Origin of the sequence: Streptomyces uncialis, assembly GCF_036250755.1 — a bacterium.
In the GTDB taxonomy this organism is placed as follows: domain Bacteria; phylum Actinomycetota; class Actinomycetes; order Streptomycetales; family Streptomycetaceae; genus Streptomyces; species Streptomyces uncialis.
Map to the genome: position 1 here is coordinate 1,554,128 of NZ_CP109583.1, position 22,706 is coordinate 1,576,833.

Below are 22,706 nucleotides of genomic sequence, written 5' to 3' on the forward strand. Positions count from 1 at the left end.
TGTGCCGGGGCGGCGGGATGTCCCGGGGCACGGATGTTCCAGTGCGGCGAGGTGTCCCGGGGGGCCGGGTGCCCCGGGGGCGGCGGGGCGCTCGGGGAGTCGAGCGCCCCTCGGCCGTGTGCTGCTCGCGGCGGCTGATCGGTGATGCCGACGCGGTCAGTGGTGTGCGTGGTGGCCGGTGTGCTCGGTTGCGGCCGGGGTCGCCGCTTGCGCGCGGGAGGCGGTCCCGGTGGTCCGCACGGTGAACTCGGCGGTCCGGACGACGTCGTCGTGCTGGAAGTCCAGGTAGAGGCGGTACGTGCCGCCCGACGGCGCGACCGCCATGAAGGTGATCCGGGGCCCCGGCTCGGTGGTGCCGTCACCGGGCTCGCCGTCCGGGTGGACGTGGAGATAGCCGAGGTCCCCGACCCGCAGCGCCACCAGATGCCCGTACGCGGCCAGGTAGGGCTGGAGGTCGGTGACGGGGTGCCCGTCCCTGCTGACGGTGAGCGTCAGATCGCTCGCCTCGCCGGGTACGAGTTCGCCGTCGAGGGTGACGGTGTACTCGCCGACGCGGGCGGTACGGGTGTCCTCGGAGATCGGCTGCGGGTCGTACCGCCCGGCGACCGATACGTCGATCCCCAGCGTCATCGTCCCGTCGTGGCCGGTCGGGTGGATGTCGGCGAAGAGTCTCCAGGCCCCCGGCTCCAGGGCCAGCTCGACGCTCCAGGTGCCGCTCCCGTCCCGCACCGGGTGCACATGCTGGAACCCGGTCGTGTCGCGCCGGACGGCGATGAGGTGCAGTTCCTTCCCGTGCTCGGGCGTGAACGCGGTCACCGGCTGTCCGTCGGGACCGGTCACCCGGAAGGTGACCGTCCGCACCCCGGCCGGAAGGATCGTCGCGTCGAGCTCAAGGGTGTAGCCGTTCTCGGAGACCGACAGCCCACCGGGACGGGCTCCGCCCTGGCCGCTGTGGCCGCTGTGACTGGTCATGTCGTGGCCGGAATGGTTCTTCATCGTGTCTCCACCTGTGCGATGCGTGTGTGTCGCGTGCCGTGCCATCAGTCGTCGTGAAATCAGTCGTCGTGCGTTGCCCCTGTCCGGGACATTCACCATAACCATATACCCCCTGGGGGTATTTCCGTCAGGGGTTTTTCGACGGATGGCATGTCATCACGGATTCCCGCACCGGGAGTCGCGCCGCGCCCCGCGACCCCGGAACCGCGCCCACGGGGTCGGGCCTGTGGGGCCCGCCCTCGGAGCCGGACCCCGCTACCGGCGGCGGCCGTCCCGCCACGGACGGTGCAATCAGATGTCCTCACCATCGGGATGTTCCGTGTATCTTCGACCCTGAAAGACGGCGGAGAGACATGAGGGGAACGCGCGGATGGTGCGGTTGACCCGGGCTCAACAGCAGGAGCGCACGCGCGCGGCGGTACTCGACGCGGCGCGGGACGAATTCATCGAGCGCGGGTACCCGGCGGCGAAGGTGGACGGGATCGCCGAGCGGGCGGAGCTGACGCGTGGCGCGGTGTACTCGAACTTCCCGAGCAAACGCGCCCTGTATCTGGCGGTGCTGGTCGACATGGTCGAGCACGACGTCACCGCGGAACATCACGCCGACGCGCTCCCGCCACCCGCGGCGCCCTCCGCCTCGTCCGTCACCGACGCGTTGGGTGCGTTCGCCCGGACCTGGCTCGAACGCATGCCCCTGGCCGACGGTTCCCCCTCCCTGGGTCGGTTGCACCCCGGTTCCCCGGCGGGGGTTCTCGACGACGAACCGATCCGCGACGCGTTCGGACAGCTGACCCGTGTCGAGGCGCTGCTGCTGGCGCTCGCCCTTGAGTCGTACGCGCCCGCCGACGCGTCGTCCGGGCGGCAGGTCCGGCGGGCCCGACTGGTGCTGAGGCTGCTGGACGGGCCGGGGGCCTCGGCGAATCCGGCGCTCCAGTTCGGCGATCCCTTCGACATCGTGCTGGCCTGCGCGCATCTGGGCGGGCTCGACCTCGCCGACGAGTGGGACCCTCCGCACCTGCCCTACGTCCGGCCGGCCCGGGCCTGCCGGGACCGTTGGGCACCGCCGCCGGAGCTGCGGGACCTCCTCACGCACCGGCCCGTCGGCTTCACCGGGGACGGAGTGATCACGTTCCTCGGCACCCACCGCCTGGAAGCCGCCGAGGAGGCCGTCCGCGCCGCACGGACCGGTGACCGGATCACCGTGGCCGTCACGACGGCGGACCCGGCCGAGACCGGCCGCCTCGTGCAGCTGAGGGCCGGTGACTTCGCGCGCTGCCTGCGGCGGGTGTTCGAGCCCGGCGCCTGGCCGCGGCTGCGCCTCGTCCTCGACGAGGGCGGCCTGCTGGCGTCGGCGGCGGGCGTACCGGACGCCGACGACGACACCGAGTACGCGGTTCGTGTGCGGGACGGCGATATCGTCGCCCGGGCCGGGGGACGTGGTGCCGCCCATGCGGCGGCCACCTTCGGTCTCCCCACCGCGGCGGACTCCCCCGTCGCCCCCGACGGGACGCCGTCCCCACCGTCCGGACGCGGTCACCGCACCCCTGGAGCCACGTCATGACCCGGCCCGGCCCGTCCCACGCGACCAGCACCGAACTGCTGGTGCTGCACACCCTCCGCTGCGTCGGTGTCTCCGGGCTGTCCAGGGTGGCCGGAGCGACAGGGCTCGCCGAGTCCGACACCGAGTCGGAACTGATCGACCTCGCCTTGGCCGGACTCGTCACCCGCACCTCGGGCGACTTCGGCGGATGGGGACTCACGGAGGACGGCCGGGTCGCGGACGCCGAGCGGATCGCCGACGAGGTCGCGGCAGCCGGAGCCCGGCCCCGGCTCACCGCGGCGTTCGATCGGTTCCTGCTCCTCAACCCCGAGTTGCTCGACCTCTGCACGTCATGGCAGACCCGCACCATGGGCGGCACCATGACGATGAACGACCACAGCGACCCCGCGTACGACGCCCAAGTGCTGGACCGGTTCACGGAGTTCCACCGGCGTGCCGAGCCCGTCTGCGCCGAGCTGTCCGCGGCGCTTCCCCGCTTCCAGCGCTACGCCGTGCGGCTGGGCGACGCCCTCGCCCGGGCGCGGGCCGGCTCCCTGGAGTACGTGACGGACAGCACCTCGTCGTACCACACCGTGTGGTTCCAGCTGCACGAGGACCTGCTGACCACCCTCGGTATCCCACGCCACTGAACCGCGACTCCTCACCCGTCACCCGTCACCCGTCACCCGTCACCCGTCACCCGTCACCCGTCACCCGTCACCCGCGATGGTGCGCATCGGCGCGGGACTTGCGGCCGAGCCCGCGAAGGCGAACGCAGAGATGACCACGCGATGACCTGGATTCACCCGCTCTCGCCCGAGGTCGAGGAGAGCGTGGAAGTGCTCGGGGCCAAGGCGCACGGTCTCGTCGTGCTCCGCCGTCTGGGACTGCCCGTGCCGCCGGGCTTCGTGATCAGCACAGAGGTGTGCCGCGCCTTCCTCCGCGCCGGACGACTGCCGAGCGGCTTCGGCGCCCAACTGGCGGCAGCCGTGGCCGACCTCGAAGCCGTCACACATCGCAGGCTCGGCGGTGCGGAACGGCCGCTCGTGTTGTCCGTCCGCTCCGGCGCCAGTGTGTCCATGCCCGGCATGATGAGCACCGTCCTCAACCTCGGGCTCACTACCAGGGCGACCACCGCTCTGGCCGACGAGACGGGCGACCTTCGGTTCGCGCTCGACTCACGGCTGAGGTTCCTGACCGGCTTCGCCTCCGAGGTTCTCGGCGTGGGCCCGGCGACCTTGGCGGGCGTCGATCGTGCGGCCGCCCGACAGAGCACCAGCACCAGCAGCCGTCTCACCGACGCGATCCATGATGTCGAACGGCTCATCGCGGAACGCGGTGGCGACACCGTGTCCGAGGACGCCACCCGGCAGTTGGAGTCGGCCGTGACAGCCGTGTTCTCGTCATGGAACACACCCCGCGCGAAGGCCTACCGCGAACTGCACGGCATCCCGCACGACCTCGGCACCGCCGTGACCGTCCAGTTGATGGTGTTCGGGAACCGTGACCAACACAGCGGTACGGGGGTCGCGTTCAGCCGCGACCCCAGCACCGGCGAGCATGTCCCGTTCGGTGAGGTCATGTTCGGCCGCCAAGGTGATGACGTCGTCTCGGGCACCTCGCTGACCGGTCCCCTGAGCGAACTCGCCGACCGGGAACCCGCCATGTGGACGCGTCTGCTGTTCGCCCTGACGCGGCTGGAGGAGCACTATCGAGACGCGTGCTACGTCGAGTTCACCTTCGAGGCGGGCGAGCTGTGGGTGCTTCAGGTGCGACCCGGACGATTCGTCGGGCGCGCGGCGGTACGCGTCGCGGTCGACCTCGCCGACGCGGGCGCGATCCGGCGCGACGAAGCGCTGCTCCGCGTCTCACCGCACCACCTCGCCCAGCTGCGTACGCCTCGGATCGCGGCGACCGGACCCGGGGCCGTCTTCACCCGAGGGCTGGGCGCCTCCCCCGGAGTCGCTGTCGGCCGAGTGGCGACCACCGCCGACAGCGCGGTACGGCTTGCCGCACGAGGACCGGTCGTCCTGATACGGCCGGAGACCTCCCCGCTCGACATGCACGGCCTGGCCGCCGCCTCCGGGGTGGTCACCGCTCGCGGCGGCCCGGCCAGTCACGCGGCCGTCGTGGCGCGCTCGCTGGGGAAGCCCGCCGTCGTGGGTGCCGCGGGTCTCACCGTGGACCCCGTCGGCGGCACCGTCCGGGCAGGCGGACGTACCCTGCCCGAGGGCACCCTCGTCGCACTCGACGGGACGAGCGGAGAGGTCGTCGTCGGCGAACCTCGCGTCACCACGTCCTCGGCCGACCCTCAGCTGCACCGCTTGCTCGCCTGGGCCGACGACATCACGGCCGACGAGCCCACGGGCCGCACCGAACCCGAACGCCTCACCGCGGCCCAGGCCGTCCTCCGCCGAACCGGCCGAGCAGCGACAGGCTGACCGCACGCACGACGGCGCGCGGAACGCCCCTCCGGTTCCGCGCGCCGCCACGTCAACTGGCCTGGTGTGTGCGGGGTATGGGCCCGACCGGCGTTGACAAGCCGTGCCACCACCGCGTTGAGTTGCCCGCGCGATGGTCCGGTCCGGGAGCATCGCGGTGCCCAGGTCCGCTGCGGCACTTCGAGAGTCCGGGAGGGGAACCCCGATGGAGCTTCGATTCATAGCCGGGCCGGTGAGCGTGGGGGCAGGGGGCGTGGCGCTGGCCTTCGCGGACGTAGCCGTCGGGTGGTGGATCGCGTGGACCGTCTGCGCGCTCGTCACGGCCGCCTCGGTCGCGTACATGATCCGGCTCAGCCGCTGAACCGGATGCCGGGTGCGGGGTCGCCCCGCGATATGGGTAGCTGTGCGGCGCGGGCGGGAGCAGTGTTCCCGCCCGGGTCGGCGCCGGTTCGGCCGGTGGGTGGAGGTCCGAACACCATTGCGGTCCGGACTGGTTGAGCACCTGGTCACGCGACCGCGAGAGACCTCGTACCGCTCACCCCACCCGCACGCGCCGTGCGTCCACCTCGGCGAGCACGCGGTCGATCCGGTGCGACCTGCGCAGCAGGGCCGGTGCCTTCGCCCCGGCCAGGGCGAGAAGGGTGACGGGGAGCGGGCGGCCCGCCAGTACGGCCAGGGCGACCGTCCAGGGCGGTATCCCGGCCAGCGCGCACATCACCACGGCGGCCCGGGGCGTCCACGGCAGCAGCGCGAGAGCGGCCAGCGCCCAGCCGCCGTGGCGCTCCACCAGCCCGGCGACCTCCCGTAGTTCCGCCCGGCCCGGCGCGACGGCGCCCACCGTGTCCAGCAGCCAGGGTCCGGCCGCGTGGACGGCGGTCGCGACCAGGAAGGCTCCCAGTACCGACGCGGCGACGAAGGTCAGGGCGATCACCCGCCAGCGCCGGGGATGGAGCGCCGACAACCCGATGAGCAGCATCTGGTTGGGCAGGACCGGCAGTACGTAGTCGCTCAGCGGGAAGACACCGAGCGCCGGAAGGAACCACCGCCGGTGCGCGGCCCGGTCCAGCCGCAGCAGCAGCCGCACCGTGCGGGTGGCGGAGTTCTCCCGGGCGGCGGGAACGGGAGCGCCGGGGGCCGGATCGGGGACGGGGGCCAGGGGCTCAGCCATGGCGCAGGGACCGGTATCCCAGCGACGGTGAGAGGCGCATCAGGGACGGCAGGAGGCGCGCCTTGCCGACGTAGATCTCCGTCCGGTCCCGGCGGATGCCCTCGATCACCGCGTGTGCCGCCTGCGCCGCGCTGATCTTGCCCCGGCCCCGGCCACGCGTCATATCGGTGTCCACGAGCGGGAGGACCGCGTCGATCACCCGGATGTGCGGCGCCCCGTCCTCGCACTGGTAGCGCAGCGACCGCGTGAACGTCCGCACCGCCGACTTGGCCGCGCAGTACACGGGTGCCGAGGGCTTGGGCACGATGGCGAGTCCGCTGGTGATGTTCACGATCGCGGCCTCGGAACGGCTGCTGAGATGGGGAAGCAGCCCGGTGGAGAGGGAGATGACGGCGTCCAGATTGACGGCGAGTTCCCGCCGGAGCAGCGGTCGTGAGGCGCGCGGATCGGCGGTGAGGAAGTCGCTGGGGTTCTGCACTCCGGCGTTGTTGATGACGACCGAGAGTCCGGGGTGGCGGCCGGGCAGTTCATCGCCGAAGGTGTCGACCGCGTCCGGATCGGAGAGATCGACCACCTCGGCGGACACCCGGTCGCCGTACTCGGCTTGCAGGGCCACGAGGGGTCCGGGCGCGCGGCCCACGGCCACCACATGCGCGCCGAGCCCGACCAGCTGCCGGGTCATCTCCCTGCCGATGCCGCGCGCCCCGCCGGTGACGAGCACCGTTGTGCCGGTGAGCTTCATGCGGTCCTTCTCCTCGCTGCTTCATGGGTACGGGCCGTCGTCCGCGCGTCGGGGCCCGTCCGCACACCCGTCGGCGCATCCGTCCACTCACACGTCCGCTCGTCCGGTCGCTCGTCCGGTCGCTCGTCCATGTCGGACACCGTGTCCGGGCCGGGTCGCCGGAACGCCGACCTGTAGGCCGCCGGTGTCATCGCGGTGCGGAGCCCGAAGTGGCGGGTGAAGTGCGGCTGGTCCGCGTAGCCGCAGGCGAATCCGATGACGCCGATGCTGTGGGCGCTCCGCAGGAGCAGCGCCGCGGCGGCCTCCGTGCGGAGCTCGCCGAGGAGTCCGGTGAAGCCGCCGTCACCCGCCAGCCGCCGTTGGAGGCTCCGCACCGGCAGGCCCAGTTCGGCGGCGAGGGCGGCGAGTGTCCAGCGCCGGGCGAGATCGGCGCCGAGCAGTTCCCGGGTGCGTGCGACAGCGTCCGTACCGGCCCGCGCCGGGCGCGGGTGCACGGGTGGTGCGGTGCCGGACCAGGTGAACCGCCAGAGCCCGCCGCCGTGACCGGGCGGTGCCGCCGTGACGGTGCCGTCGGCGAACACAGTGGTCGGCTCCCCGTACCCGGCGCCGACGACGAGATCCCGGGCACCGGTCAGCGGCAGCAGCGCGGTCAGTACGCCGAGAACGACCGCGTCCTCGGCGGGTTCGGGCGGTTCCATGGGGGGTCCCACATGCTCGGCGACGAGATGTCCCGTACCGGATTCCCGTACCACCACCCGGTGCCGTGAGTGGGTGAACCGCTCCAGCCGCTGCCACCGGGCGAACAGGTCCCCCGGGCCGACCGCGCTCAGCAGCGCGGACACGGCCGGGTCGGACGGGCTGGCCGGCATCAGTGAGCCTGCCCGCAGCAGCGGCAGCAGCCCGTGATCGCGCGCCACGTCCCTCAGGAACCGCCGCTTCGCCTCGAACGGCAGCAGCGCCCCGCCGCCCCCCGGAGCGACGACCCGGATGCCCTCACCTGCCAGCGCCCGCTGGACCAGCGCCACCAGTCTGGCGCTCGCGAACTCGTCCATGACCAGCGCTCCTTCCGTCCTCACCGCGTCTTCCGGACACGTTAGGCGGGTTGACGGAAGGTGTCTTGAACGATCGCGCCACCGCATCGGAGGTCCTGCCGGGTACGTACCTCCGGAGCAGTGGGGCTCAGGTGTCGATGCGGGAGCGGTCCAGGGTGGCGGCGGAGCTGGTGATGAACTCCTTGCGCGGGGCGACCTCGTTGCCCATGAGCAGGTCGAAGACCGACTCGGCCGAGTCCAGATCGCCGATGTTGATCCGGCGCAGGGTGCGGAAGCGGGGTTCCATGGTGGTCTCCGCCAGCTGGTCGGCGTCCATCTCGCCGAGGCCCTTGTAGCGCTGGATCGAGTCCTTGTATCGGACCTTTCGGCGCCGGTACTCCAGCAGGGTCTGGCGCAGCTCGTTGTCCGAGTAGGTGTAGACGTACTTGTCCTGGCCCTTCTTGGGCTGGACGAGTTCGATCCGGTGCAGTGGCGGCACGGCAGCGAAGACGCGGCCCGCAGCGACCATCGGACGCATATAGCGCTGGAACAGCGTCAGCAGCAGGCAGCGGATGTGCGCGCCGTCCACATCGGCGTCCACGAGCAAGATGATCTTCCCGTACCGGGCCGCGTCCAGGTCGAAGGTACGCCCCGAACCCGCTCCTATGACCTGGATGATCGCCCCGCACTCGGCGTTCTTCAGCATGTCCGAGACGGACGACTTCTGGACATTGAGGATCTTGCCCCGGATCGGCAGCAACGCCTGGAACTCGGAGTTGCGGGCCAGCTTCGCCGTACCCAGCGCCGAGTCACCCTCCACGATGAACAGCTCACTGCGCTCCACATCGTCACTACGGCAGTCCGCCAGCTTCGCCGGCAGCGACGACGACTCCAGCGCCGTCTTCCGACGCTGCGCCTCCTTGTGCTGACGAGCCGCGATCCGGGTCCGGGCAGCCGCGACGATCTTCTCCATCACGGCACGGACCTGCTGTTTGTCGTCCCGTTTGGTGGAGGTCAGATAGGCCTTGAGCTCCTTGGCGACGACGGCCGCGACGATCCGGGTGGCCGCCGAGGTACCGAGGACCTCCTTGGTCTGGCCCTCGAACTGCGGCTCGGCCAGCCGTACGGTGACGACCGCCGTCATGCCCTCCGTCGCGTCGTCCTTGGCCACGTCGTCCTCGGCCACGCGCAGCAGCTTCGTGGCGCGCAGCACCTCGTTCACGGTCTTGGTGACCGAGCGTTCGAAGCCGGAGAGGTGGGTGCCGCCCTTGGAGGTGGCGATGATGTTCACGAACGACTTCACGTTCGTCTCGTAGCCCGTGCCCCAGCGCAGGGCGATGTCCACACCGAGCTCGCGGGTGACCTCGGTGGCGGTCATATGGCCGCGGTCGTCGAGGACCGGGACGGTCTCCTTGAAGCTGCCCGTGCCGGTGAGACGCAGGACGTCGCAGACCGCCTTGTCCTGGGCGAGGTATTCGCAGAACTCGCCGATCCCCCCGTCGAAGCGGAAGGTCTCCTCGGTCTTGCCGGACCCTTCCAGGGCGCGCTCGTCGCGGACGACGATCGTCAGACCGGGGACGAGGAATGCCGTCTGGCGGGCGCGCTGGTGGAGCGTGTCCAGCGTGAGCTCGGCGTCCTTGAGGAAGATCTGCCGGTCCGCCCAGTAACGCGTCCGGTTCCCGGTGCCGTTCGCGTTGCGGCTCCGCACCTTCCGCTTGCGCAGCCCTCCGCCGGGGGTGAAGTCGGCGTCCTCACCGGGTCCGGAGTAGTGGCCGGGCACGCCGCGGCGGAAGCCGATCAGGTAGGTGTGGCCCACCCGGTCCACTTCGACGTCGAGGCGGGCCGAGAGGGCGTTGACGACGGAGGCGCCGACCCCGTGCAGTCCGCCGGAGGCCGCGTACGAGCCGCCGCCGAACTTGCCGCCGGCGTGCAGCTTGGTCATGACGACCTCGACCCCGGAGAGGCCGGTCCGGGGCTCGACGTCCACGGGGATGCCGCGGCCGTTGTCGCGGACCTCCACGGAGGAGTCCTCGTGGAGGATCACCTCGATGTGGTCGCAGTACCCGCCCAGGGCCTCGTCGACGGAGTTGTCGATGATCTCCCAGAGGCAGTGCATCAGGCCACGGGTGTCGGTCGACCCGATGTACATACCGGGCCGCTTGCGGACGGCCTCCAGTCCTTCGAGGACGAGCAGGTGCCTCGCGGTGTAGTCGGAGCCGTCTCCGGCCGGGGTGCGGGGACGGGCGGAAGGCGGGGTGCTCACGCGTTCGCTCCAGGTACAGAGGATGGGTGGGTGACGCGGCCGGGGCCCGCGAGCGCGGGCCCCGTACCGGAAAGACGCGACTGCCGTGGGCTCAGATGTCGAGGAAGCGGACGTCCTTGGCGTTGCGCTGGATGAACTGGCGGCGGGCCTCGACGTCCTCACCCATGAGGACGGAGAAGAGGTCGTCGGCCTGTGCGGCGTCGTCCAGGGTGACCTGGCCGAGCACCCGGTGCTCGACGTCCATGGTGGTGATGCGCAGCTCCTCGGCGTTCATCTCGCCGAGGCCCTTGAAGCGCTGGATGGAGTCCTCCCGGATGCGCTTGCCGTTCTGGCGGCCCAGCTCGATCAGCGCGTCCCGCTCACGGTCGGAGTACGCGTACTCGAAGTCGTCCCGACCCCACTTGATCTTGTACAGCGGCGGCCGGGAGAGGTACACGTGACCGGCCTCGACCAGGGGGCGCATGAAGCGGAAGAGGAACGTCAGCAGCAGGGTGTTGATGTGCTGGCCGTCGACGTCGGCGTCCGCCATCAGGATGATCTTGTGATAGCGCAGCTTCGCGATGTCGAAGTCCTCGTGGACACCGGTACCGAAGGCACTGATCAGCGCCTGGACCTCGGTGTTCTGGAGGATCTTGTCGATCCGGGCCTTCTCGACGTTCAGGATCTTGCCGCGGATCGGCAGGATGGCCTGGTACATCGGATTGCGGCCGGACTTGGCGGAGCCGCCGGCGGAGTCACCCTCGACGATGAAGATCTCGCACTTGGCGGGGTCGTTCGACTGGCAGTCCGACAGCTTGCCCGGCAGGGAAGCCGACTCCAGCAGACCTTTGCGACGCGTCAGATCACGGGCCTTGCGGGCCGCCACGCGCGCGTAGGCCGCCTGGATCGACTTGCGGATGATGTCCGCGGCCTCGTTCGGGTTCCGGTCGAACCAGTCGTTGAGATGCTCGTGCACGACCCGCTGCACGAAGGTCTTCGCCTCCGTGTTGCCCAGCTTGGTCTTCGTCTGGCCCTCGAACTGCGGCTCACCGAGCTTGACCGAGATGATCGCCGTCAGACCCTCGCGGATGTCCTCACCCGCGAGGTTGTCGTCCTTCTCACGCAGGAACCTCTTCTCCCGCGCGTACCGGTTGACCAGAGCCGTCATCGCCGCGCGGAAGCCCTCCTCGTGGGTACCGCCCTCGTGCGTGTGGATCGTGTTCGCGAAGGAGTGCACGCTGTCGGAGAACTGGGTGTTCCACTGCATCGCGACCTCCACCGACAGCAGGCGCGCGGTGTCCTCCGCCTCCAGCGAGATGATCGACGGGTGGACGGGGTCGCCCTTGCGCGCGTTCAGGTACTTCACGAAGTCGACGATGCCGCCCTCGTAGCAGTACGCCACCGTCCGCGCCACCGGGTCGGACACGTCCGCGACCGGGTCGTCGGCGCCCACCGTGGCCTTCGCGGACTCGCGCTCGTCGGACAGCGCCAAGGTCAGGCCCTTGTTGAGGAAGGCCATCTCCTGGAAGCGGCGCGACAGCGTCTCGAAGGAGTACTCGGTGGTCTCGAAGATGTCGCCGTCGGCCCAGAACGTCAGCGAGGTGCCGGTCTCGGAGGTCGCCTCGTGCTGCCTGAGCGGAGCGGTCGGCACACCCTTCTCGTACTCCTGGCTCCAGCGGTGCCCGCCGTAACGCACCTCCGCCTCCACCCGCGTCGACAGGGCGTTGACCACCGACATGCCCACGCCGTGCAGACCGCCGGAGACCGCGTAGCCGCCGCCGCCGAACTTCCCGCCCGCGTGCAGCACCGTCAGTACGACCTCCAGGGCGGGCCTGCCCTCGGACGCCACGATGTCCACCGGGATGCCGCGGCCGTTGTCGACGACCTTGATCCCGCCGTCGGCCAGGATCGTGACGTCGATGCGGTCCGCGTGCCCCGCGAGGGCCTCGTCGACCGAGTTGTCGACGATCTCGTGGACCAGGTGGTGCAGTCCGCGCTCGCAGGTCGAACCGATGTACATACTGGGCCGCTTGCGCACCGCCTCCAGGCCCTCCAGGACCTGGATCTGACTGCCGGTGTACGACGTGTCCCCCACGTTGCCGGTGGTGGACGCGGGTGCGGGTGCCGGTGTGGTGACGAGTGCGGTGTCGGTGGCGGGCGCCGTGTCGGTGACGGATGCGGTGGCGGATGCGGCGGCGGATGCGGGTGCCGTAGGGGGTGCGGTGGCGATGGTGTCGGCCGGAAGGTCGGAGGGAATGCCGGGACCGGTCACAGGGGCGCTCTCTTTTCTGGCACGACGAACCGCGCTCCCACCCACCGAGGCGGGAGCCGCATGGCGTCGGACGGAGGTCGGCGCAGGGGCCCCGCCGATCGGCGAGGCCCTGTTCCGCAAGGTTCACCATAGAACCGAGAACTAGGTTTAGCACACCCGGCGTCAGCATTACAGTCGACTCAAGAAGTCCCACGAACGCCTCAATAGCGGCCATCCAGGCATCCACTTGATCCCCCCTACGCGCGAAGCGCGAAAGCTCGCCAGATCGCCGCACAGGGATTTCGCCGCCCGGCGTCACGGCCCGCCGAAATCGGGACCCGCGCACGGCCTGGAATCGCTCCACGGAGCCCTTCGAAGCCACCTACGGCGACATGAGGCGTCCGCCTCAAGGTCATCCACCCGGCGTCCCGGGTGGAGGCGCGCACAGCGCGATGCCGGCGGCGGACCCCCGGGTCCATGGGGAAGGCGTCGGGTCGGCTCCGACAGGTGGGTAAGCAGGCAGGCGGGCAGGTGGTGTTCGTGCGGCGAAGGACGGCCGACCGGTCGGGCGGTGAGCCGGTCGGGCGGGAAAACCGATCGACAGACGGTACGCGAGGGGCTGTGATGGCTCCGACCGTCCGTCGCATCGAGCGGGCCCACCGCAGGAGTTGTCCATGACCACCGGGAGTACCGCGGAGCCCCGACCCGCGATCGATACCGCACTGGCCAGGCGCCTGGTCGACGCGCAGTTCCCGCAGTGGGCCGAGCTGCCTCTCAAGCTGCTCGACCCGGCCGGTTCGGACCATGTGATCCACCGGCTGGGCGACGACCTGTCCGTCCGGCTGCCCCGCCACGCGGGAGCCATCGGACAGGCCGCGAAGGAGACGGAGTGGCTGCCCAGGCTCGCTCCGCATCTGCCGTTGGCCGTCCCGGTGCCGGTGGGGGTGGGTGAGCCCGGCTTCGGCTATCCGTGGCCGTGGGCGGTGTCCCGCTGGCTGGACGGCGAGGTGGCGACCGTCGGGGCGTTGGGCGACTCGCCCGGGGCCGCCGTCCAACTGGCGGAGTTCCTCGTCGCCCTTCAGTCGTTCCCGCCCGCGGACCTCCAGGTCGGGAACGCTCGCGAGGACCTGATGGGTGAGCCCCTGGCCGACCGGGACCGTGATACGCGGGCGGCGATCGCGGAGGTCGGCGGTACGTTCGACGCCGCGGCCATGACCGAGCTGTGGGACGCGGCGCTGAGCGCCCCCGGATGGGACCGCCCGCCGGTGTGGTTCCACGGCGACTTCCACACCGGCAACCTGCTGACCCGCGACGGCCGCCTCAGCGCGGTCATCGACTTCGGCGGGCTGGGCATCGGCGATCCGGCGTGCGACCTGATCATCGCCTTCACCCTGATGTCCGCCAGGAGCCGCGCCGCCTTCCGTACCGCGCTCGGCGTCGACGACGCGACCTGGACCCGGGGCCGTGGCTGGGCCCTGGCCACCGGCCTGAACGCCTACACCTGCTACGCCGCCGTCAACCCCCGCGTCGCCGCGCAGACCACCCGCCAGATCACCGAGGCTCTGAACGGCTGATCGACCGAGGAGAGCGCCGTCCGGCCCCTGCTCGACCAAGGGCGGGCCGAGGAAAGGATCATGAGGTGGCGAGTGCCGTCCAGAAGGCGTGGTGGTGGTCGGCCGCGAAGTCGGTGCGCCCGGCGCGGTCGGACGCGAGCCGCTGCACATAGGGATCGCGGGTCGTGAACCGCTTCCATCCGGGCAGGCCGTGCCCCGTCATCTGCCCGGTGGCCGCGAACCGGCTCCAGTGGCCGATCACCGTGTCCGACAGCCTGGCCTGCGTGGTGTCGAGCGGCTCGAACAGGTCGTTGTCGAACAGGTAGGCCAGGTCGACCATATGACCGGTGCCGAGCGAGAAGCTCGCCGGTCGCGGCACGCTCTTGACGTACGGGGACTCGGCCTCGGCGAAGTCATAGGCGTGGACGGGGGTGTGGTGGGCCATCGCGCGCTGGGTGTCGAGCGCCGCGCCGGAACTGCGTGCGCAGGTTGCCGCCGGGCTGCGGCAGGGACGCAGCGGCATGGCGCGCGAGGTCACCGGCGGCGTCGAGAGCGAGCTCTCCGAAGCGACGATCCGCACCCTCGGCTCGGTACAGCTCGCCCTCGTCAGCGGCCTGATGATGCAGCACCTCACCGACCCCGACTCCGCGCCTACCGCCGACGAGGTGCTGGAGGGTCTGCGGGCGCTGGCCGCCCACCTGCCCGAGAAGGCCTGAGGCCCGTCCCCTGGGCGCCGTCGCACCACCGTGCCACGCCCCCCGGGCCCGTCCCACGTCCCACGTCCCACGTCCCCGGATGAACGACGGCGACGGGACGGGCGGCCCGACCGGGTTCGGCCCGACCGGGTTCGGCCCGACCGGGTTCGGTGAAGCCGCGCGACGACGGTCCCGAGGACGGCAACCGCCTTCCGGGGAAGGGCGCCCCGCGCGGTGCACGCACAGCAGATCGCGGTGGTCCCGCCTGCGCGAGCGGGACCACCGCGACTTCGTCCTTCTCAACGGGACCCAGGTCCGCCGCGCCCTTCAGCGGGAGCGGTCCGCCTGCCCGCCGGTCAGCCCCGGCCGTAGACGACGGCCCTCGTCGTGTCCTTGTAGGTGTTGTTGAGGGTGATCTCGCTCCACGCCTCGTTGGCCTCGCCCGCCGCCAGCGGCCGGGTGGGGCCGTAACAGGCGAGACGCTGCCCGGAGAGGAACCTCGTCTTGTGGCAGGACGCGTTCGTCCCGTGGGTGTGGATCACATGCGCGGCGAGGTCCACCGTGACCGTGGCCGGAGCGTTGTTCACCACCACGGCGACGGCCTGGTAGGTGTTGTTGGCCGGGTTGCGGAAGATGCAGGTCTGCATCGCGACATTGTTCGACGCGTAGTGGGTGGTCGTCTGGCCGCAGGTCTGGTTGGGGCCGTTGGAGACGAACGGCTGCCAGTACGGCGCGGCCACCGCCGGACTCATCCCCAGACTGAGCGCTCCCACTGCCATGGCGCCCGCTGCCGCTGTCTTGACCCACGTGCTCCGGAACATCACAAAGCCCCTCTCGAATGGCGATGAGCATATGACTGACGAATACACGGATGTCAGCGGTCGGGAGCTAACCACCTGCGGTTCAGAAGCGACAAGGGCGCCTCGGAGCCTCGTCCGGAAGCCGTTTCGACCTGGCGCTCCCACCGCGGGGATGTCGAGACGGTCCGGCGTTCCGGAGCGCGGAGAGCCCCCAGGGCCGTAGCCCCAAGGGATCTCGCGCTGTTCCGCCGCACGGACGAGGGGGCCGGCCGAAGCCCGCGCGGAGACCTGCCGACCGACGATCCGTCAGCGCCATTCGGGCGGGATGCCGCCAAGTTGGGTGAGGAGGTCCCAGTCCTTGGGACGCAGGCTCGGGGAATGCCAGCGGGCACCGTTGCCGACCCAGTAGCCGCGGTAGTTCCGGATGCCCTGGAGCCCTTCCCAGGTGCCCGGCTCGCCCATGTCGCCGATGCCGGATTCCGTACCGCAGCAGGAGCAGATCCCGGCGGTCGGCCAGCCGGACTCCCAGGTCAGCCCGTCCTCCCCGTAGCCGCAGATCCGGCAGTGCTCCTCGTCCATGTCCATACCCGGGTCCGTTCGTTCCATCGCGGCAGCGTAGACCGAGGTCAGGAGCGCGGACGATCGAATTCCGCGACGGCGGACCGGGGTCGGGTCCGGCAGGCCGGGTCTTTTCCCGTCCTCGGGCGCACCATGCGTGGAAGCCGGGGTTTGCCTTCGTTCGTGTACAACCTCACGATTTTCGGCTGATCGGGCCGGAGGGCCGCCGGATAGTGGAGGCGACCGGTGGGACACGTCCCCGGTCCACCTACCCACCTGGAAGCAGAGGTGTTCCGTCATGCCCACCACCGAGGCCGTCGCCCGAGCGCAGCTCGTGTTCACGCTCTTCGACGCCGACGGCAACGGCTACCTTGAGCCGGCCGACTTCGATCTGATGGCCCGCCGGACGGTCGACGCCCTGCCGGCCGCCAAGGAGGAGGCCGGACAGGCGCTGCTCGACGCCTTCCGCGGGTACGGCGCCACCTTGACGGCGGAACTTGACGCGGACGGCGACGGGCGGATCAGCCCTCAGGAGTTCACGGCGGTCGTCCTGGAGCCGCAGCGGTTCGACGGGGCCGTGGACGTGTTCGCGGACGCGCTGGCGGAGCTGGGCGATCCGGACGGCGACGGACTGGTCGAGCGGCCCGACTTCCTCGCGCTGATGGTCGCCATCGGGTTCGAACCGGCCAACATCGAGGCCCTGTTCGACGCCTTCGCCCCGGTGGAGGGCGACCGGGTCCCGGTCGCCGTATGGGCGGACGGCATCCGGGACTACTACCGGCCCGACAGGGCGGGCATCGCCGGGGACCGTCTCGTCACAGGCTGAGCCACGTGTGAGCGCCGACGACCGCGCGGTAGGGGTACGGACGGGCGGTCGGCCGCCGTCAGGGCCTTCCCGGCCCGGGGGGCTCACCCAACGCGTCCTCTGCGGTGGGTGAGCCCCCCGGGCGGCGGGCCGACGGAGTCCCATGAGCGGAGCGTCGCGTACCGAACCGGGCGCTCCGCAGCGGACGGGCAGGGATGAGCACCCCGTACCGGACCGTCGAGTCGCCCGCCCCGGGTCGGCCCCGCAGCAAACGGCTCAGCCGATCCAGACCAGCAGGCCTTGGCGGAGACGGGCCGCCGTCCGGAAGAAGGCGGCGAGATCCTGGTACGCGACCGCCACGTCGTCCAGCCGCGGCCCGGGGTCGGAGCCGCCCGCGTAGGGGTAGGTCCCCGCGTAGGGGTAGGTCCCCGCGTCCGCCAACTCCGCCGGGGTGACCCGCTCGACGAGTCCCTCCGGGTGATCGCCGCCATCGCCCCGGCGGCGTCCCGCACCCGCTCCGGTCGGATCATCCGGGGCGCTCCGTACCCCCAGTCCTCCGCGCCGGGAATCTCCTCCTCGCCGTGCACCACATTCACCTCGACACCCCGGAGCCTGAGCAGACGCTCCAGCGTGTGCCACATCTTCCCGGTGCTGTGGAGGCGGCTCCCAGGGGCCGGTCTGCCGTCACCCGGCTCCGCGGCCATGCGCTCCTCGACGAACTCCCGGGCCCAGTCGGGATGCAGAACGGCCCGGTTCAGCTCGGCGGGGGTGAGGCGGACATACTTTCCGACCATGCTCATGGCCGAATCGTAGGAACCGCCACTGACATCGACACCGGCAGGCGGGTTCCGGCGACACCCTGGGTCCCGCCGCACAGGGACCTGGGACGCGCCGCACAATGAACGGATGACGTACACCGAGGACGCGGCCACCGCGTATGCCTGGGCGGTGCTCGGAGGCCGGGGCAGGCTCGTCGAGAGGGTGCGCTTCGAGGGGGCGGGCGCTGTCCTGCCGTCGCGTCTGCCGGTCCGGGAACTGGCGCGCGCCTGTGTGGGGGTTTCGTCGCTGGCGGCGGCGGAACTGCTGGCCCTGCGCAACGGCGTGCCGGTGCCCGCGGTGCGGGTGAACGAGGCGGCGGTGGCCACCGCGTTCGTGAGCGAACGCCATCTGAGGATCGACGGCCGGGCTCCGACCTCCTTCGCCCCGCTGTCCGGGTTCTGGCAGACGTCCGACGGATGGGTGCGCACCCACGCCAACTACCCGCACCACCGGGCCCGGCTGCTCGACGCGCTGGGTATCGCGGACACGGGACCTGACCAGACGCTGGTGGGTGTGCTCGCGAAGGAACTGGCATCGCGTCCGGCCCTGGAGGTCCAGGAAACCGTCTACGCGGCGGACGGCCTGGCCGTGGCGGTGACTCCCGCACCCACACCCGCAACCGGCACCGGGCCTACACCCGCACGCGGCACCGGCACCGGACCCGCACCCGCACCCGCACCCGCGCCGACATCCGACCGGCCCGCTCTGGTCGAGGCGCGGCGTGCGGGTCGGAGCAGCCCCCGGCTGCTGACGCCCGCGTCCGTGCCCGCCCAGGGGGTGCGGGTCCTGGACCTGACCCGCGTCATCGCCGGTCCCGTAGCGACCCGCACCCTGGCGCTGCTGGGCGCCGACGTGCTGCGCGTGGACGCCCCGCGACTCCCCGAGGACGCGGACGCCCACGCCGACACCGGCATGGGCAAACGCTCCACGCTGCTGGATCTCGCGGCCCCCGGTGACCGGCGCGTCTTCGAGGGCCTTCTGAGCGAGGCGGACGTCGTGGTGACCGGCTACCGGCCCGGCACCCTGGACCGGCACGGACTGGCCCCCGACGCACTCCTGGCCCGGTATCCCGGCCTGATCGTCGCGCAACTGTGCGCCTGGGGGTGGTCCGGCCCCTGGGCCGGGCGCCGCGGTTTCGACAGCCTGGTCCAGGCCGGTACCGGTATCGCCGCGATCGAGGCCACGGCCGACGGCCGCCCCGGCGTACTGCCCGCGCAGGCGCTGGACCACGGAACCGGGTATCTGCTGGCCGCCGCGGTCCTGCGCGCACTGACCGACCGCCAGGCCACCGGTGACGGGCGGCAGCTCCGCCTCTCCCTGTCAGGCACGGCCTCCTGGCTGCTGCACGGCGTCCAGCCCACTCCCGTACAGGGCCACTTCGGCCGTGACGACCCGGCCGCCTGGCTCACCGAGACCGAATCGCCGTACGGTCTGCTGCATCACGTCCTGCCCCCGGTCCACTACGACGGCGCACCCGCGAACTGGGACCGCGCATCGAGCCGCTGGGGAAGCGATCGGCCGAACTGGGCCTGAACAAGGGCAATATGTCCGGCTGAGCCGACATATCCCCGTGGTCCCTGGCCAGCCCCCAGGCGGGATGGCCGGACGCTGTGGCGGACGATGCGTACTGACGGCGGAAGCCGTTGCCCACGGCGTTCCGGCGAACTGGATGAATTCGGCGCGACCGCCAGATGTCTCCATGACGGACTTCGGCATCCGTGAGGACGGCCTTCGGTACCCCTCCAGGTGGGCGAAGTCCGAGTGCGGGAAGCCTTCCCCCAGTACGCCTCGGGGGCAGCCGCCGGGTGACTCGTCCGTCCGCCCGGCCCGGATCGGCCTCCCCAAGGCCGTCCCCCGTCGGCATGCACTCCATCAGGTGCGCCGCAGCGGCTCCTGACCCGTCCCGCCGCCGTCCGACGGTCCGGTCGGCACTGGGCGTGCCCGCGCAACACGTTCAACACGCTCGCCGGAGGGGACCGCGATTACTCCGACGACCGCGGGCACGCCAAGAGACATGACCCGAACGAGATGCCCGGCGAGGTGAACGCGCCGCCGCGCCGGTCGGGGGCGCCGGGCCGCAGGTACGTCGGTCACGAGGCCGTCGCGGCAGGGCCGCCTGATGCGGCGCCGATATCAACAGCGTTGGTGCGCGACGGAGTTCCCTCCCGAGCGCGGCCCGTCGCGCCGCCCCTCGATCGCCGGGGCTCTCCGTCCACCGCCCGCGCAGCCACCTCAAGGAAGGCGCTCCCCGTGCCGCATCCGAGCACCGCCGAATCCACCCGTCCCCTCGCCTCCCCCGCTGTGTCCGACACCCTTGATCTCGCGGAAAGGATCTTCGCCCCGGGCACGGCGGGGGTACGAGGCCCCGCCCACGAACAGGTACTGCTGTGCCAGGACCGTACGGTGGGGCTGAAGGCCGTCGTCTCCGTCCACTCCACCGCACTGGGCCCCGCCCTCGGAGGCACCCGGTTCCACGCGTACGGCAGCAGCGCCGACGCCGTGCTGGACTCCCTGAACCTCGCCCGCGGGATGTCGTACAAGAACGCCCTCGCCGGCCTGCCCTACGGCGGCGGGAAAGCCGTCATCATCGGTGACCCCGCCCTGCTCAAGACTCCCGGGCTCCTGCACTCCTACGGCCGTTTCGTCGAGTCCCTGGCAGGCCGGTACGTGACCGCCTGCGACGTGGGCACCGACACGGCCGACATGGATGTCGTCGGCGAGGAGACGGATCATGTCGTCGGGCGCTCTCCCGCTGCCGGAGGCGTGGGGGATCCTTCGGCGGCCACCGCGTACGGGGTGCTCCAGGGGATGCGTGCCTGCGCGGCGGTGCGCTGGGGGGAGCCGCATCTGCGCGGCCGCCGGGTGGGCGTCTGCGGCCTGGGCAAGGTCGGTCAGCACCTTGTTGGGCTGCTGACCGAGGCGGGGGCGACGGTGCTGGCGTCCGACATCCGCGCCGACGCGGTCGCGCGTACCCAGGTGAGGTTCCCCGAGGCCAGGATCGTCGCCGACGCCAAGGCGCTGCTCGACGCGGAGATGGACATCTACTCGCCCTGCGCACTGGGCGGAGCGCTCGACCGGGTGGCCGTGAACAGGCTGCGGGCGCCCGTTGTCTGCGGCGCCGCCAACAATCAGCTCGGCTACGCCGGGGCCGAGGAGCGGCTGGTCGACCGGGACATCGTCTACGCGCCGGACTACGTCGTGAACGCGGGCGGCGTCATCCATGTCGCGCGGGAGTACAGCGGATGCTCCGCGACCCGGAGCCCCGACCGTGCCCGTGCCCGTGCCCGTGAACAGGTGGACCCGATCTACGCCACGACCCTGTCGATCCTCACGGCCGCGGCCGACTCGGGCGCCTCGCCCAGTGCGGTGGCCGACGATCTCGCGGAGAAGCGGATGGCGTCCCCGCCGCGGACCTGAACCCGTCCGGTACGACGACCAACGAAGCAGGTACCCGTGAACACTGTCCGGCAGGCCACCCATGAACTCCTCAGGCACCACGACATGCGTGTCATCTTCGGCAACCCCGGCAGCACCGAACTCCCCTTCCTCGCCCACCTTCCGGAGGACTTCAGCTACGTGCTGGCGCTCAACGAGTCGACCGCGACCGCCATGGCCGACGGATACGCCCAGGCCACCGGCCGTCCGACCCTGGTCAATCTGCACACGGCAACCGGTCTCGGCAACGCCATGGGTTCCCTGGTCAACGCCTCCGGGGCCCGAAGCCCCGTGGTGGCGCTGGCCGGGCAGCAGGTCAGGGCCGCCCTGCCCACCCCGGCCCTGCTCGTCAACCGGGGCCCGCTCGCACTGGCGCAGGGCGCGGTCAAGCACACCGCCGAACCGGCACGGGCCGAGGACACTCCCGAGATCCTCGGCCAGGCGATCCTGCGCGCGGCCCAGGCGCCGTCCGGGCCCGTCTGCGTGTCGGTCCCGATGGACGACTGGGACCGGTCGCTCGATCCGCCGTCCGAAGAGGCCCGGTACGAAGCCCACCACAGGGCGCGTACGAGCGACAGCGTGCCTGCCCCGGACGCGCTCAGCGATCTGGCCCGCCAGCTCGCGGAGGCCCGCGCACCGGCCCTGATCGCGGGCCCTGAACTGGACACCGAGGCGGGATACACCGCGGTGGTGGCACTGGCGGAGCGGCTGGACGCGCCGGTCTGGCTCCCCGCTTTCACGCCCCGGGCGGGCTTCCCCAGCGCACACGCAGCCGCGCGCGGCCCCTTGCCGTCCGCCGCGGACGAGGTGGCGGACACCCTGGCCGGACACGATCTGGTGCTGGCGCTGGGTGCCCCCGTCTTCACGTACTACCAGTGGACGGGAGGCCCGCCGGTGGCTCCGGGGACCCGCCTGGCGCAGATCACCTCGGACCCCGAGGAGGCGGTCCGCTCGGTCACCGGGAGTTCCTGCCTCGGATCGCCGGTCGCCGCCGCCGGGACGCTCGACCGTCTGCTGGAACGGAGGGGCCACCGGCCGCGGAACGGGGCCATGTGTCGTCCGCGCACGAGTCCCACCCCGAAACCCGCCCTGGCCCCGGAGGGCGTCCTGCACGACGGCGAGGTCTTCGCCACACTCGCGAAGGTGCTGCCCGGGGACGCGATCGTCGTCAACGAGGCGGCCCAACAGCTGCCCGCCTACTGGCGGTCGGCGGCCAGTTCGCGTCCCGGCAGCTTCTACTTCACCGGCGCGGGCGGTCTGGGCTTCGGTCTGGCCGGTGCCGTCGGCGTCCAACTGGCCTGCCCTGAGCGTCCGGTGGTGGCCGTCATCGGTGACGGCTCCGTCCAGTACACCCTCCAGGCTCTGTGGACCGCCGCCCACTACCGGATACCCCTCACCGTCCTGGTGCTGGACAACAGCGAGTACGGGATACTCAAGAACTGGGGCCGGACGCTGGGCACCGGTCCGGTGCCGGGGCTGGATCTGCCCGGCATCGACATCATGGGGCTGGCCACCGCCTACGGCGTCACGGCGGAGCGGGCGCACTCCCCCAATGAGCTCAAGAACCTCCTCAGCGAGACGATCGGCGCGCCGGAGCCGCACCTGATCCATGTCCCGCTGGCGTCGTAGC

The 22,706-nt window shown here is 71.5% G+C and carries 20 protein-coding genes and 1 pseudogene; 10 read left to right on the forward strand and 11 right to left on the reverse strand.

Features of this window, described 5'->3' with window-relative positions; genetic code table 11:
- Positions 1-156: 156 nt before the first annotated feature.
- Positions 157-996, reverse strand: a complete 840-nt coding sequence (locus OG711_RS06140; RefSeq protein ID WP_329558668.1) for a hypothetical protein — start codon at positions 994-996, stop codon at positions 157-159.
- A 370-nt stretch (positions 997-1,366) separates the two neighbouring features.
- On the opposite strand from OG711_RS06140, the gene OG711_RS06145 reads away from it, so the two are divergent.
- The 4 genes from OG711_RS06145 (at position 1,367) to OG711_RS06160 (ending at position 5,338) form a co-directional block, all read left to right on the forward strand.
- Entirely contained in the window at positions 1,367-2,557 is a 1,191-nt protein-coding gene (locus tag OG711_RS06145) for a TetR/AcrR family transcriptional regulator (protein WP_329558669.1), read from the forward strand.
- The gene (locus OG711_RS06150; RefSeq protein WP_329558670.1) at positions 2,554-3,186 is read left to right on the forward strand and encodes a transcriptional regulator; all 633 of its coding nucleotides are present in this window, start codon (positions 2,554-2,556) and stop codon (positions 3,184-3,186) included. Before OG711_RS06145 ends, OG711_RS06150 begins: the two co-directional genes overlap by 4 nt.
- A 141-nt stretch (positions 3,187-3,327) precedes the next feature.
- Positions 3,328-4,977, forward strand: a complete 1,650-nt coding sequence (locus OG711_RS06155) for a pyruvate, phosphate dikinase (protein WP_329558671.1) — start codon at positions 3,328-3,330, stop codon at positions 4,975-4,977.
- 205 nt (positions 4,978-5,182) lie between these two features.
- Positions 5,183-5,338 (forward strand): hypothetical protein, encoded by a 156-nt coding sequence (locus OG711_RS06160; RefSeq protein ID WP_178391001.1) that lies wholly within the window; start codon positions 5,183-5,185, stop codon positions 5,336-5,338.
- Between the two features lie 174 nt (positions 5,339-5,512).
- On the opposite strand, the gene OG711_RS06165 is transcribed toward OG711_RS06160, so the two are convergent.
- The 5 genes from OG711_RS06165 to gyrB all read right to left on the reverse strand — a co-directional run bounded on the left by OG711_RS06165 (position 5,513) and on the right by gyrB (position 12,255).
- Positions 5,513-6,145 carry a VTT domain-containing protein gene (locus OG711_RS06165; protein ID WP_329558672.1) on the reverse strand — a complete coding sequence of 211 codons (633 nt, stop codon included), beginning with the start codon at positions 6,143-6,145 and terminating at the stop codon, positions 5,513-5,515.
- Positions 6,138-6,887 (reverse strand): SDR family oxidoreductase, encoded by a 750-nt coding sequence (locus OG711_RS06170; protein WP_073787189.1) that lies wholly within the window; start codon positions 6,885-6,887, stop codon positions 6,138-6,140. Before OG711_RS06170 ends, OG711_RS06165 begins: the two co-directional genes overlap by 8 nt.
- A complete protein-coding gene (locus OG711_RS06175; RefSeq protein WP_073787191.1) occupies positions 6,884-7,939 on the reverse strand; it encodes a helix-turn-helix transcriptional regulator in 1,056 nt (351 codons plus the stop codon). Before OG711_RS06175 ends, OG711_RS06170 begins: the two co-directional genes overlap by 4 nt.
- Positions 7,940-8,066: 127 nt before the next feature.
- Complete coding sequence (locus OG711_RS06180) at positions 8,067-10,181, reverse strand: DNA gyrase/topoisomerase IV subunit B (RefSeq protein WP_329558673.1); 2,115 nt, start codon at positions 10,179-10,181, stop codon at positions 8,067-8,069.
- Positions 10,182-10,272: 91 nt separating this feature from the next.
- The gene (gyrB, locus tag OG711_RS06185; protein WP_266510194.1) at positions 10,273-12,255 is read right to left on the reverse strand and encodes a DNA topoisomerase (ATP-hydrolyzing) subunit B; all 1,983 of its coding nucleotides are present in this window, start codon (positions 12,253-12,255) and stop codon (positions 10,273-10,275) included.
- An 830-nt stretch (positions 12,256-13,085) separates the two neighbouring features.
- Here gyrB and OG711_RS06190 point away from each other — a divergent pair.
- Complete coding sequence (locus OG711_RS06190; protein ID WP_329558674.1) at positions 13,086-13,985, forward strand: aminoglycoside phosphotransferase family protein; 900 nt, start codon at positions 13,086-13,088, stop codon at positions 13,983-13,985.
- Positions 13,986-14,043: 58 nt separating this feature from the next.
- Here the strand turns inward: OG711_RS06190 and OG711_RS06195 are convergent, their stop codons facing one another.
- Positions 14,044-14,487, reverse strand: coding sequence for a carboxylesterase family protein (locus OG711_RS06195; RefSeq protein WP_329558675.1), 444 nt, complete (start codon positions 14,485-14,487; stop codon positions 14,044-14,046).
- On the opposite strand from OG711_RS06195, the gene OG711_RS06200 reads away from it, so the two are divergent.
- Entirely contained in the window at positions 14,486-14,680 is a 195-nt protein-coding gene (locus tag OG711_RS06200) for a hypothetical protein (protein ID WP_245876560.1), read from the forward strand. The genes OG711_RS06195 and OG711_RS06200 overlap by 2 nt on opposite strands.
- A 335-nt stretch (positions 14,681-15,015) precedes the next feature.
- Here OG711_RS06200 and OG711_RS06205 read toward each other — a convergent pair whose 3' ends face one another.
- Together OG711_RS06205 and OG711_RS06210 are read right to left on the reverse strand one after the other, a co-directional pair.
- Positions 15,016-15,480, reverse strand: coding sequence for a hypothetical protein (locus OG711_RS06205; RefSeq protein WP_143201158.1), 465 nt, complete (start codon positions 15,478-15,480; stop codon positions 15,016-15,018).
- A 285-nt stretch (positions 15,481-15,765) separates the two neighbouring features.
- Positions 15,766-16,065, reverse strand: coding sequence for a hypothetical protein (locus tag OG711_RS06210; RefSeq protein ID WP_245876559.1), 300 nt, complete (start codon positions 16,063-16,065; stop codon positions 15,766-15,768).
- Between the two features lie 250 nt (positions 16,066-16,315).
- Here OG711_RS06210 and OG711_RS06215 point away from each other — a divergent pair, with 250 nt between their 5' ends.
- Positions 16,316-16,843 carry an EF-hand domain-containing protein gene (locus OG711_RS06215; protein ID WP_073782629.1) on the forward strand — a complete coding sequence of 176 codons (528 nt, stop codon included), beginning with the start codon at positions 16,316-16,318 and terminating at the stop codon, positions 16,841-16,843.
- A gap of 255 nt (positions 16,844-17,098) precedes the next feature.
- On the opposite strand, the gene OG711_RS06220 is transcribed toward OG711_RS06215, so the two are convergent.
- Positions 17,099-17,263: a hypothetical protein gene (locus OG711_RS06220; protein WP_329558676.1), complete on the reverse strand. Its 165-nt coding sequence runs from the start codon at positions 17,261-17,263 to the stop codon at positions 17,099-17,101.
- Between the two features lie 92 nt (positions 17,264-17,355).
- Positions 17,356-17,622 (reverse strand): annotated as a pseudogene (locus tag OG711_RS39035) (DUF1877 family protein); the annotation flags it as partial.
- Positions 17,623-17,728: 106 nt separating this feature from the next.
- On the opposite strand from OG711_RS39035, the gene OG711_RS06225 reads away from it, so the two are divergent.
- From OG711_RS06225 to mdlC, 3 genes are all read left to right on the forward strand, one after another.
- Positions 17,729-19,174, forward strand: coding sequence for a CoA transferase (locus OG711_RS06225; protein ID WP_329558677.1), 1,446 nt, complete (start codon positions 17,729-17,731; stop codon positions 19,172-19,174).
- 798 nt (positions 19,175-19,972) lie between these two features.
- Entirely contained in the window at positions 19,973-21,058 is a 1,086-nt protein-coding gene (locus tag OG711_RS06230; protein ID WP_329563643.1) for a Glu/Leu/Phe/Val family dehydrogenase, read from the forward strand.
- 36 nt (positions 21,059-21,094) lie between these two features.
- Positions 21,095-22,705 carry a benzoylformate decarboxylase gene (gene mdlC / locus OG711_RS06235; protein ID WP_329558678.1) on the forward strand — a complete coding sequence of 537 codons (1,611 nt, stop codon included), beginning with the start codon at positions 21,095-21,097 and terminating at the stop codon, positions 22,703-22,705.
- Position 22,706 lies beyond the last annotated feature (1 nt).

Excerpts from the sequence above, each read along its gene's own strand:
- OG711_RS06150 (WP_329558670.1), top strand. The coding sequence starts at position 2,554 with ATGACCCGGCCCGGCCCGTCCCACGCGACCAGCACCGAACTGCTGGTG.
- OG711_RS06165 (WP_329558672.1), bottom strand. The coding sequence starts at position 6,145 with ATGGCTGAGCCCCTGGCCCCCGTCCCCGATCCGGCCCCCGGCGCTCCC.
- OG711_RS06160 (WP_178391001.1), top strand. The coding sequence starts at position 5,183 with ATGGAGCTTCGATTCATAGCCGGGCCGGTGAGCGTGGGGGCAGGGGGC.
- OG711_RS06170 (WP_073787189.1), bottom strand. The coding sequence starts at position 6,887 with ATGAAGCTCACCGGCACAACGGTGCTCGTCACCGGCGGGGCGCGCGGC.
- OG711_RS06175 (WP_073787191.1), bottom strand. The coding sequence starts at position 7,939 with ATGGACGAGTTCGCGAGCGCCAGACTGGTGGCGCTGGTCCAGCGGGCG.
- OG711_RS06225 (WP_329558677.1), top strand. The coding sequence starts at position 17,729 with ATGACGTACACCGAGGACGCGGCCACCGCGTATGCCTGGGCGGTGCTC.
- OG711_RS06190 (WP_329558674.1), top strand. The coding sequence starts at position 13,086 with ATGACCACCGGGAGTACCGCGGAGCCCCGACCCGCGATCGATACCGCA.
- OG711_RS06155 (WP_329558671.1), top strand. The coding sequence starts at position 3,328 with ATGACCTGGATTCACCCGCTCTCGCCCGAGGTCGAGGAGAGCGTGGAA.
- OG711_RS06210 (WP_245876559.1), bottom strand. The coding sequence starts at position 16,065 with ATGGAACGAACGGACCCGGGTATGGACATGGACGAGGAGCACTGCCGG.
- OG711_RS06145 (WP_329558669.1), top strand. The coding sequence starts at position 1,367 with ATGGTGCGGTTGACCCGGGCTCAACAGCAGGAGCGCACGCGCGCGGCG.
- OG711_RS06140 (WP_329558668.1), bottom strand. The coding sequence starts at position 996 with ATGAAGAACCATTCCGGCCACGACATGACCAGTCACAGCGGCCACAGC.
- OG711_RS06200 (WP_245876560.1), top strand. The coding sequence starts at position 14,486 with ATGGCGCGCGAGGTCACCGGCGGCGTCGAGAGCGAGCTCTCCGAAGCG.
- OG711_RS06195 (WP_329558675.1), bottom strand. The coding sequence starts at position 14,487 with ATGCCGCTGCGTCCCTGCCGCAGCCCGGCGGCAACCTGCGCACGCAGT.
- OG711_RS06205 (WP_143201158.1), bottom strand. The coding sequence starts at position 15,480 with ATGTTCCGGAGCACGTGGGTCAAGACAGCGGCAGCGGGCGCCATGGCA.
- OG711_RS06215 (WP_073782629.1), top strand. The coding sequence starts at position 16,316 with ATGCCCACCACCGAGGCCGTCGCCCGAGCGCAGCTCGTGTTCACGCTC.